Source organism: Chryseobacterium sp. CBo1 (assembly GCF_001693475.1).
GTDB lineage: Bacteria > Bacteroidota > Bacteroidia > Flavobacteriales > Weeksellaceae > Chryseobacterium > Chryseobacterium formosense.
Map to the genome: position 1 here is coordinate 174502 of NZ_MAUH01000067.1, position 10208 is coordinate 184709.

At 34.9% G+C, this 10208-nt stretch carries 9 protein-coding genes; 4 read left to right on the forward strand and 5 right to left on the reverse strand.

What is annotated here, in order from left to right; translation table 11 throughout:
* Window positions 1–3: 3 nt before the first annotated feature.
* Both BA768_RS19570 and BA768_RS19575 read right to left on the reverse strand, forming a co-directional pair.
* Window positions 4–381, reverse strand: coding sequence for a hypothetical protein (locus BA768_RS19570; protein ID WP_228388515.1), 378 nt, complete (start codon window positions 379–381; stop codon window positions 4–6).
* 14 nt (window positions 382–395) lie between these two features.
* Entirely contained in the window at window positions 396–1001 is a 606-nt protein-coding gene (locus BA768_RS19575) for a hypothetical protein (RefSeq protein WP_034673316.1), read from the reverse strand.
* A 184-nt stretch (window positions 1002–1185) separates the two neighbouring features.
* Between BA768_RS19575 and recR the strand changes: the two genes are divergently transcribed.
* Window positions 1186–1797 (forward strand): recombination mediator RecR, encoded by a 612-nt coding sequence (gene recR, locus BA768_RS19580; RefSeq protein WP_065722085.1) that lies wholly within the window; start codon window positions 1186–1188, stop codon window positions 1795–1797.
* Window positions 1798–2637 (forward strand): glycosyltransferase family 2 protein, encoded by an 840-nt coding sequence (locus BA768_RS19585; RefSeq protein ID WP_065722086.1) that lies wholly within the window; start codon window positions 1798–1800, stop codon window positions 2635–2637. It begins immediately after the preceding gene.
* A 52-nt stretch (window positions 2638–2689) separates the two neighbouring features.
* Here BA768_RS19585 and secG read toward each other — a convergent pair whose 3' ends face one another.
* From secG to BA768_RS19600, 3 genes are all read right to left on the reverse strand, one after another.
* Complete coding sequence (gene secG / locus BA768_RS19590; RefSeq protein ID WP_065722087.1) at window positions 2690–3037, reverse strand: preprotein translocase subunit SecG; 348 nt, start codon at window positions 3035–3037, stop codon at window positions 2690–2692.
* Window positions 3038–3163: 126 nt separating this feature from the next.
* Entirely contained in the window at window positions 3164–5209 is a 2046-nt protein-coding gene (locus BA768_RS19595; RefSeq protein ID WP_065722096.1) for a M16 family metallopeptidase, read from the reverse strand.
* 54 nt (window positions 5210–5263) lie between these two features.
* A complete protein-coding gene (locus tag BA768_RS19600) occupies window positions 5264–6577 on the reverse strand; it encodes a M16 family metallopeptidase (RefSeq protein WP_034673326.1) in 1314 nt (437 codons plus the stop codon).
* Window positions 6578–6779: 202 nt separating this feature from the next.
* On the opposite strand from BA768_RS19600, the gene BA768_RS19605 reads away from it, so the two are divergent.
* Window positions 6780–9116 carry an ATP-dependent helicase gene (locus BA768_RS19605; protein ID WP_065722088.1) on the forward strand — a complete coding sequence of 779 codons (2337 nt, stop codon included), beginning with the start codon at window positions 6780–6782 and terminating at the stop codon, window positions 9114–9116.
* Window positions 9117–9350: 234 nt separating this feature from the next.
* On the forward strand, window positions 9351–10175 hold the full coding sequence (locus BA768_RS19610) for an alpha/beta hydrolase (RefSeq protein WP_034673330.1): 825 nt from the start codon (window positions 9351–9353) through the stop codon (window positions 10173–10175).
* Window positions 10176–10208: the final 33 nt, after the last annotated feature.

Genomic DNA, 10208 nt, shown 5'->3' on the forward strand with positions numbered 1-10208 from the left:
CTATTATTGTTTCAAAGCCAAATTTTTTGCCTTCCATTTGTACACCAAGAGAATCATCAATGTGAATATCAATGTCAAATTCAGGTGGAAATTTAGAAACATTTTTGCCTCTTTTCTTAACTCTTTTTCATGTAATTGTTGATTTACAACAAAGTCGATTGGAATTCCATAGGACAGAAACATTAATTTAATTTTTATTTTACTTCTGTATGAAGTGGTGTAAATATAAATTTCATGTTTCTGCTCTCTTAGTTGTTTAAACAAACTAATTGTTCCAACTCGAATTCTTTCAGATCTGATAATTTTTGACCATAACGATTCTTTTTCTAAAGAAAATTTAGTGGAGATAATTGTATCATCAAGGTCAAATGAGATTTTCATGAATAACAAGCAATTTATCCTCTCGCTCTTTCTAAAAGAACCATCATCAATAAAGATAAAACAACCAAACTTTCGTCTTCGTCATCAATATCAATCAGTCGATCCAATTGAAATCTTCTTCCAAAGAATGAAGGCATTTTTTTAAGTCTGAAATAGTCTTTTCCGTCAATTCCTTTTACAGTGTAAGAAGGATTCAGAAAATATCCTGTAAACATCCCGATAATTGGAATTTCACCTACCATTCCGTCAAAAAACTTCACCCATGCATTATCTTCGGTAATCGTAAATTTCTGCTGATCTGCTTCATCCAAAACATTGTAAGATGATTTCCAGATAGAACGCATTCCTTTTCTTGCCAATCTTCCAAAGTTCTTTGTATTGATCGCATCTTTAATAGAGTAAGACGCATTAAAGTCGATCCACTGGTTTGCCTGAATTCTGAACAATTCCTTTGTTTTGCTTTCGTCATTAAAAACAACTACGTCTTCTTTCAGTTTAAACATTTTTTGACGTACGTACGCTACATAGTTCCCGTTTCTGTCTGTAATGTTGAAATCGCTGGCAAGCGTTGTGATTTTAAATTTAAAATCCAGCGGATAGTTTAGGTTGTTAAGTACCATTTTAGTTTATTTTATTTCAAGTTTATATTTTGTGGAGTAAATGTAATTAATTTTTTTAGGCTTTTTCCCAATCTTTAAAATCATTTAGAGGTGAGTTTTTCAAAAAATCAATAGTTATCAAAAACCATACCTCAAAGATTGTTTTTAGATTAATTTTTCGGTTAGAATGCTTATTTTTGTGTTTATGGATTATCCAAGTAAAGTATTGGCAAAAGCAGTAGAAGAAATTTCCGGGCTTCCGGGGATTGGGAAGAAAACCGCTTTACGTTTAGCACTTCATTTACTGAAACAGCCCAATTCGAGAGCAACGAACCTGGGAACATCGATCATAAATCTGGTTAACGAAATAAAATATTGCAAAGAATGTCATAATTTTTCGGATTTTGATGTTTGTGAAATTTGCAGCAACTATAAACGTAATGATGAGGTGGTTTGTATTGTAGAGGATGTTCGTGATGTGATTGCCATTGAAAATACAGGAAAATACACAGGGAAATATCTTATTCTGGGCGGAAAAATTTCTCCGATGGAAGGAGTAGGACCCAACCAATTGAATATTCCGAGTATTGAGAGAAAACTGAATGAAGGCAACGCAAAAGAGCTGATTTTTGCATTAAGTGCAACCATGGAAGGTGATACAACGGCTTATTATATCTATAAAAAGTTCAAGAATTTTGATATTAAATTTTCCAGTATTGCAAGAGGGATTTCTGTAGGGGATGAACTTGAGTATGCGGATGAAATTTCTTTGGGAAGATCGATTATCAACAGATTACCTTACAACGAAAAGGATTAAATGATGATAAAGCTTTCTATTATTATAGTTAATTATAATGTTACACATCTTCTGAAAAACTGTTTGTTTTCCATTAAAAAATATTTGGGAAATATTAGTTATGAAGTAATTGTGATTGATAATAATTCAACTGATACTTCATGGAAAGATCTTGTCTCTGAATTTCCTGAATTTCATTTTATCACTTCTGAAACAAACGATGGTTTTGCTAAAGCAAATAATAAAGCCATTCAGACTGCAAAAGGTGAGTATCTTTTGATTTTAAATCCTGATACGGAAATCGAAGGCTTTTATATGAATGAAATTTTGGATTTTGCCGATTCGAAAACAAATTTTGGCTGTCTTGGCGTCAGAATGCATGATGCGAATGGCATATTTCTTCCTGAAAGCAAAAGATCCGTTCCGGATATGTTTAATTCTTTCGAAAAGCTTTTTACCAAGTTTAAAAAGAATAATTCGAAGTCTTATTACAGAAACGATATCGGAGAATTTGAAGTGTCCGAAGTGGAAGTCATTACCGGAGCTTTTTTCCTTGTTAAAACTGATGTTTACAATGAAATTGGAGGACTGGATGAAAAATACTTTATGTACGGTGAAGATATTGACATCTGTTACACTTTACTGAATCATGGTTACCAAAACTATTATTATGGTAAAGCATCTATTCTTCATCACAAAGGAGAAAGCACTATAAAAGATAATGTCTATCTGGAAAGATTTTACGGAGCGATGCAGATTTTTATCGATAAATATTATAAAGAAACTAAACCTTTACAATATTCTTTTCTGAAAGCAGGTTTAAAATTAAGACATCAGATAGAAAAAATCAAACTGAAATAAAAAAAAGCAACTCCATCGAGTTGCTTTCATTTTATCTTTAAATAATAAGTTCTTATTTAGAAGCCGGAACACTTACCGGAGCAGAAGTTGTAGATGAAGCAGGAGCTTTATCAGCCGGAGCTTCTGTTTTAGCTGGTGCAGAAATAGGAGCTGCTGTTTGTTTAGGCTTACCTGTTACCACAACGCTAATTAAAATCAAAACGATGATTACTGTTCCTAACGTCCATGTAGATTTTTCCATAAAATCATTGGTTCTTTGTACACCGAACTGTGCAGAAGATGCACCGCCGAATGTGCTGGAAAGACCTCCGCCTTTCGGGTTTTGAGCCATTACAACGATTACCAATAAAACGCTGGCAATCATAATTAGAACCATCAATAGTGTAAATATAGTATCCATTAATTCTGATATCTTTTTGAATGGGCAAATTTAATCTTTTTTTATCGAACAACAAAATAAGATTTATGCTAAAAACAAAAAAAACGGCAGCAAAAGCCACCGTTTTTATTAAAAATATGTGAATTCTTATTTGAAGTCAGAATCTTTAGCCTGATTTACCTCGTAAGATTTTACTTTCATCACCATCTCCATACCCATTTGGTTTACGGTAATGGTATAAGGCATTTTTACCCCTGAAACATCTTTGTAGTCAGCAAAAGTTGTAGGAACTGTGAATGTTTGTCCCTGTGCAGATACTGTTTCAGTCTCACCTGTTTTAAGACCAGTTTTTACGCTATAGTAATAAGCTTTATCACCAGCTTTGATTGCATAAGAATCTTCACCGTTGATTTTTTCAATTCCTGTCAATTTGTAATCTGCAGATTTAGCAAAACCTAATTCTTCAAAAAGCTCAGTATTTTTTAAGTTGTCAGCGATTTCTTCTTTAGTCATCTGAACTTTTTGTCCCATTTGCTCAGAATAACCTGTTTTTCCATCAAAAACTTGCTTTTGAACTGTCATTCCACCAGCAGAAACTGTTTGTGCTTCTTTTCCTCCCTGAGCTTTTGTAGTTTTTAGATCGATGTTCTGTCCCTGCATAGACATTGCAGCAGTCATTGTATATGACGAAATTTTAGACAAGTTTGCTTTGCCACCAATTGCATTAATATATTTATCAACAACTGAAGCAACTGTTACATTTGCATCAACTTTTTGAGCAACAGGTTTTGCAACAGGATTTGCATAAGCATCATAATATTTTACAGGGTATCCTAATTTTTCCAATCCTTCAGAGATGTCGGAAGCTTTACCGGCAATGAAAATTCTGCTCTGGTTAGGCATAACTGTAGCTTTTACTGCATTAGAAACATCAGCCGCAGTTACTTTATCGATCGATTTTAAATAATTTGTATAAAAATCAGCAGGTAAATCCTGAACTTTTTGGTTCACAGCAAATCTTGCAATGGTTGCAGGCTGCTCTAATGCCATGATGAAGCTTCCTTTTAATTTAGCTTTAGCATTTGCCAATTCGTCAGCTTTTACTGTAGAAATTCCGTTGATTTCGTTCATGAATTCTTTTACCGCCCTATCAGTAACCTCGTTTCTCACACTTGCTTCAGCAGAGAAAGAAGGAGAATATTTGCTTGCGCTCATATCTGAATAAGCTCCGTACGTGAAGCCGTTTTTCTCACGTAGGTTCATGAAAAGTCTTGCTTCTCCACCACCACCAAGAATGTAGTTGGCAATAGTTGCAGGGAAGTAATTAGGATCTTTCATTTTCAATGTGTTCAGGTTTCCTACAGAAACTACAGATTGTACTGCGGTAGGAACATCAACAACGTTGATCTCTGTTTTAGCAACATTTGCAGCCGGTTCTAAAGCCGGGAATTTTGTATCCGCTTTTTTCCAGTTATTGAAAGCTTTTTCAACCATTGGTTTTACCTGATCAAATTTTACATCACCTACAATTACAAGGTATGCATTATCAGGTGCGTAATATTTTTTGTACACATTCTGAACATCTGCTAATTGAATCTTTTTTAAAGACTCTTCTGTTTCAAATTCACCTCTTGAAGTTTCTTTTCCGTAAGCTAACGCGTTTGAAACTCTTGAAGCAATAGCATCGGCACTTTTTTCAGAAGATTTTAATCCCTCAATTGCTCTTTCTTTTGATTTTGTGATTTCGTCAGCAGAAAATTTAGGATTGATGATTGCATCAGCCATTAAATTTAAAACTTCAGGAAAATATTTCGAAAGAGAATTTGAAGAAGCTCCAGCGGAAGAGAAGTTCAGGTTGGCTCCTAAAAAGTCTATTTTCTGGTTGAATGCATCTTTGCTTAAAGTCGTTGTTCCGTTACCAAGCTGATCTGCCATGATTTCGCTTACTCCCGCTACAGGACCTTCGAAATAAGGTTGTCTGTCCATAGAAAGGCTCACGTTTACTCTTGGTAATTTGTTGTTTTCAACAACCATTACGGTCATTCCATTTTTAAGCTGGAAAGTTTTTGGTTTCGCAATGTTGATGGCAGGAGTTGGTCCTGGTTTTGGCATTGCATTAATGTCAATTTTTTGTGCAGAAAGCATTCCTGAGAATAAAAATGCTACGGCTATATATGTAAATTGTTTTTTCATTGTAAAAAATTTAAAATTTATAATCATATCTAAAACACGAAGTTTTTTATACGATTATTTTTTTTCAGGTAAGTAATTTAGGATGATTCTCTGGTTAGAATTTAAATACTTTTTAGCCGCATTCTGTAAATCCTGCTTTGTAATCGATTTGTAAATATCAATTTCCTTGTTGATAAGGTTTGTATCTCCCATTAGTACGTGGTTTGTAGCTAATGAAGCTGCAATTCCCTGAATGCTAGAGTTCGCATTGACAAACTGATTTTCAAACTGATTCTGAAGTTTTTGGTAATCTTCATCAGAGATTAAAGTCGTCTGAAGTTTTTTGATTTCCGCATCGATGTCAGTCTGTAAAGTCTGCTTCGTTGTAGCTCCCATTGGGATTGCAAAAAATGCGAAAATACCGTAATCTTCAAGACCTTGGTTGAAAGCCGATACCTGAAGTGCTTTTTTCTCCTGATCTACTAATTTTTTATATAAAACTGAAGATTTTCCGCTGCTTAAATATGAAGAAAGCATATCTAAAATATATGCATCTTTCTCTTTATTACCCGGCGTTCTGTAGGCAAAAACATAAGCAGGAAGCTGAATGTTCGGATCGTAAGCCGTTACTTCTTTTTCTTTTGTGATAGGCTCGTCTTTCGGGAAGTTTTTAGGATAAACTGTTCCTTTCGGGATGCTTCCGTAATATGTTTCGATCCATTTTTTTGTTTCTTCTGGTTTAATGTCTCCGGCTACAACCAAAGTTGCGTTGTTTGGAACATAATATTTTTTATAGAATGCCTGGAATTCTTCTAATTTTGCAGAATTCAGATCTTCCATAGAACCAATTGTAGACCAGTTGTACGGGTGTTTTGTGAAAAGATTTTTCTGTACGTTTGTGAAAAGATTTCCGTAAGGCTGGTTATCCATTCTCAATCTTTTTTCTTCTTTTACAACTTCTCTCTGAGTATCAACTCCGATTTGGTTGATGATACCGTGACGCATTCTTTCAGCTTCCATCCAAAGACCTAATTGCTCGTTGTTTGATGGGAAAGTTTCGTAGTAATATGTTCTGTCGTTTGTAGTGTTTGCGTTGTTCTGTCCACCGTTTGAAGAAACAATTTTAAACCATTCTCCTCTTTTAATGTTTGGAGTTCCTTCGAATAAAAGGTGCTCAAAGAAGTGTGCAAAACCTGTTCTTCCCACTACTTCGTCTTTTGCTCCCACGTGATACATTACACCTGTTGTAACTACCGGTGCAGAATTGTCCTGATGTAAGATTACATGTAAACCGTTTGGTAAATCATACTCTTCAAATTTGATTTGCTGTGCATTAAGCATTGCTCCGAAAAAGGCAGCTGCTGCAACACTAAGAAGTCGTTTTTTCATAAATAGAAATTGTTTTGTCAATGAGTGTCAAATTTAGACTTATTGTTACAAAAGTTTTAATATTTTTTTAAGAATTTTTGGTCTGGCTTAAACTTACTGTATTTTTTTAATTCGATTAAACCAACTCACATAACTCAACTCAAATACAAATTTGAATTCTCCTTATAATACACTAATTTTGTATTTCTAATTTTTTTGCAGTATGGAGGATTATTTGAAAGGACTGAATGAATCACAATTTGAAGCTGTTACCACGTTACAGGGACCACTGATGGTTCTTGCAGGAGCAGGTTCCGGGAAGACACGTGTTCTTACGATGCGTATCGCTCACTTGATTACGAATGGAGTAGATCCTTTTAATATTCTTGCGCTTACTTTTACCAATAAAGCAGCAAAAGAAATGAAAGAGCGTATTGCAAAAGTTGTAGGGCAAAGCAATGCGAAAAGTCTTTGGATGGGAACTTTTCACTCAGTTTTTGCAAGAATTCTGAGAAGCGAGGCACATTATTTAGGCTATCCCTCTAACTTTACAATTTATGATCAGCAGGATGCTTTGAATGTGCTTAAAAAAGTAATCAAAGATCTAAATATTGATGGAGATTTATACAAACCAAAGAAAGTTCTGTCAAGAATTTCCAATTATAAAAACAATCTGATTACCGTAAGAGCTTACGAAAACAACCCTGAATTAATTGAAGCTGATGAAAAAGCCAACATGAAATTCATGGGAAAGATTTATAAGAAATATGTTGATGAATGTTTCAAAAATGGGTCGATGGATTTTGATGATTTATTGTTAAAAACCAACGAATTGTTGACAAGATTTCCGGAAGTTTTAGCAAAATATCAGGACAGATTCAGATATATTTTGGTAGATGAGTACCAGGATACGAACCACTCTCAGTATTTAATTGTAAAAGCTTTAGCCTCAAAATTCGAAAATATCTGTGTAGTTGGTGACGATGCGCAGTCGATTTACTCTTTCCGTGGTGCCAATATTTATAATATTTTAAATTTCAAAAAAGATTATCCCGAAGCGGTAACCGTTTCATTGGAACAAAATTATCGTTCGACTCAGAATATCGTCAATGCAGCCAATGTTGTCATTGCAAAAAATCTTCAGCAGTTTAAGAAAAATGTTTTCAGTGAGAATGAAGAAGGTGAGAAGATAAAAGTATACCGTTCGCTTTCCGATGCAGACGAAGCCAATTTCGTTGCCGGAAATATCTGGGAACTTCACAACCGTGAACAAAGGAAATTCAGCAATTTTGCGATTTTATACCGTACCAATTCTCAAACGAGAGCCTTTGAAGATGCTTTAAGAAGAAAAAATATTCCTTATAAAGTATATGGCGGACTTTCGTTTTACCAAAGAAAGGAAGTTAAAGATTTATTAGGTTATTTAAGGCTTTTAGTGAATGAAAATGACTCCGAAGCTTTAATGAGAATCATCAATTATCCTGCGAGAGGGATTGGTGAAACAACACAAAACAAGCTGATTGTATTTGCAGATGCTCAGAATCTTTCGATTTCAAAAGTTTTGGATAACCTTCCGATTTATGCGCCACATTTAGGTTTTAATAACGGAGTAATTACCAAGTTGAGCGATTTTTGGTCGATGATTAAAGCGTTTCAGGTTTTGCTTAAAACAGAAACAGCTTACAACGTTGCAATGGAAGTTGCTAAAAGAAGCGGTTTAATTAAATTTTTAAAAGACGACCAGACTCCGGAAGGAATTTCAAGAGTTGAGAACGTTCAGGAATTGATGAACTCGATGCAAGGTTTCATCGAAGAGCAGATGCAGATCGAAGACGGAGATCCGAGTTTGCCAAATTTCCTTGAAAATATTGCCCTTTCAGCCGACACTCAGGATAAGAAGAACGGCGATGAAGATATGGTTTCGCTGATGACGATTCACTTATCAAAAGGTCTGGAGTTTCCGGTAGTTCACTTGGTAGGATTAGAGGAAAATTTATTCCCGAGTTTCATGAGTTCGTCAACCAGAGAAGATCTGGAAGAGGAGAGACGTTTATTCTATGTTGCCTTAACAAGAGCCGAAAAACAGGCATTTTTTTCATACGCAGTTTCCCGTTTTCAATGGGGGAAAATTACCGATGCAGAACCTTCACGATTTTTGAGTGAAGTTGATGATGAGTTTATTGAATTTTTAAATCCTGCGATTGAAAAGAGATTTATCAACAATTCAGGTATAACTTCCAATATTTTTGATGAATATCCCTCAGAAATGAGAAGTTTTAAAAAGGTCGAAAAGAAAACAATTTCCAAAAGCGAAAGTGATAAACCCATTGCTGAACCAAGAAAATTGAAGCCAGTAAGTACGGCAAAAATCATCAATCCAAGCGGAGCTTCTTCTCAGGATATTGAGGTGGGAGACAAGGTGAGACACGACCGTTTCGGAATTGGTGAAGTTGCTTTCTTAGACGGAACAGACCCTCAAAACATCAAAGCAAAAGTTGTTTTCTTGCATGAAGGCGAGAAGAATCTGATTTTGAAATATGCTAAACTGACGAAGATTTAAAAAATATTTTCCCACAGATCAAACGGATTTTCACAGATGATTGCGTAAAACCGGAATAGCCACGGATGCACGAATTAATATTATTAAGATTTATATGTCAAATGTCAAATGTCAAATGTCAAATTCGTGCATTCGTGGCAAATAATACACTATAATTTACGATAGAATTTAAACTAAATCATCTGCGAAAATCTGTAGGTTTTTTATCTAAATTAAACTTCCAAAATATTTAAAATGAAAAAACTTTTTATATTTCTTTTACTCAACATCATTTCAATCCAAATCTTTGGTCAGGATTACAAAACCATCACTAACATCCGTTATTATGATGAAAAGACCAATAAATCTGATGTTTACATCAATGAAAGATGTGTTTTAGATGTTTATATTCCTACCAATATTAAAAACTTTCCAACCGTAATCTGGTTTCATGGCGGCGGAATTACAGGTGGAGAAAAAGATATTCCCGAAGAATTAAAAAACAAAGGAGTAGCCGTAATTGGTGTTAATTACCGACTTTCTCCAAAAGTAAAAGCTCCGAAATATATAGAAGATGCCGCAGCTGCAACAGCCTGGGTTTTTAAAAATATTAAAAACTATGGCGGAAGCGAAGACTTGGTTTTTATTACAGGGCATTCTGCAGGTGGTTATTTAGCTTCAATGGTGGGTTTGGATAAATCTTATTTAAACAAATATCAGATTGATGCGAATAAGCTTGCCGGAATTATCCCTTTCAGCGGACAGATGATTTCTCATTTTACCACCAGAAAAGAAAAAGGAATTGAAGAATTGGATGCAAGAATTGATGAGATGGCTCCTTTGCATTTTATCCGTGCCGATGCACCACCTTTGCTTTTGATTACCGGTGACCGTGAAAAGGAACTTCTCGGAAGATATGAGGAAAATGCTTATATGTGGCGAATGATGAAGCTCAAAGGTCATAAAGAAACGGTTTTGTATGAACTCGATGGTTTTGATCATGGCGGAATGGCTCATCCAGCGTTTCCATTGCTTTTAAATGAAATAAAAAGAGTTGAAAAGCTGAAGAATAAAAAATAGCTATGGTGTTTGTATCCGGCGCGGGCGAAGCCC

Excerpts from the sequence above, each read along its gene's own strand:
- BA768_RS19570 (WP_228388515.1), bottom strand. The coding sequence starts at position 381 with ATGAAAATCTCATTTGACCTTGATGATACAATTATCTCCACTAAATTT.
- BA768_RS19575 (WP_034673316.1), bottom strand. The coding sequence starts at position 1,001 with ATGGTACTTAACAACCTAAACTATCCGCTGGATTTTAAATTTAAAATC.
- recR (WP_065722085.1), top strand. The coding sequence starts at position 1,186 with ATGGATTATCCAAGTAAAGTATTGGCAAAAGCAGTAGAAGAAATTTCC.
- BA768_RS19585 (WP_065722086.1), top strand. The coding sequence starts at position 1,798 with ATGATGATAAAGCTTTCTATTATTATAGTTAATTATAATGTTACACAT.
- secG (WP_065722087.1), bottom strand. The coding sequence starts at position 3,037 with ATGGATACTATATTTACACTATTGATGGTTCTAATTATGATTGCCAGC.
- BA768_RS19595 (WP_065722096.1), bottom strand. The coding sequence starts at position 5,209 with ATGAAAAAACAATTTACATATATAGCCGTAGCATTTTTATTCTCAGGA.
- BA768_RS19600 (WP_034673326.1), bottom strand. The coding sequence starts at position 6,577 with ATGAAAAAACGACTTCTTAGTGTTGCAGCAGCTGCCTTTTTCGGAGCA.
- BA768_RS19605 (WP_065722088.1), top strand. The coding sequence starts at position 6,780 with ATGGAGGATTATTTGAAAGGACTGAATGAATCACAATTTGAAGCTGTT.
- BA768_RS19610 (WP_034673330.1), top strand. The coding sequence starts at position 9,351 with ATGAAAAAACTTTTTATATTTCTTTTACTCAACATCATTTCAATCCAA.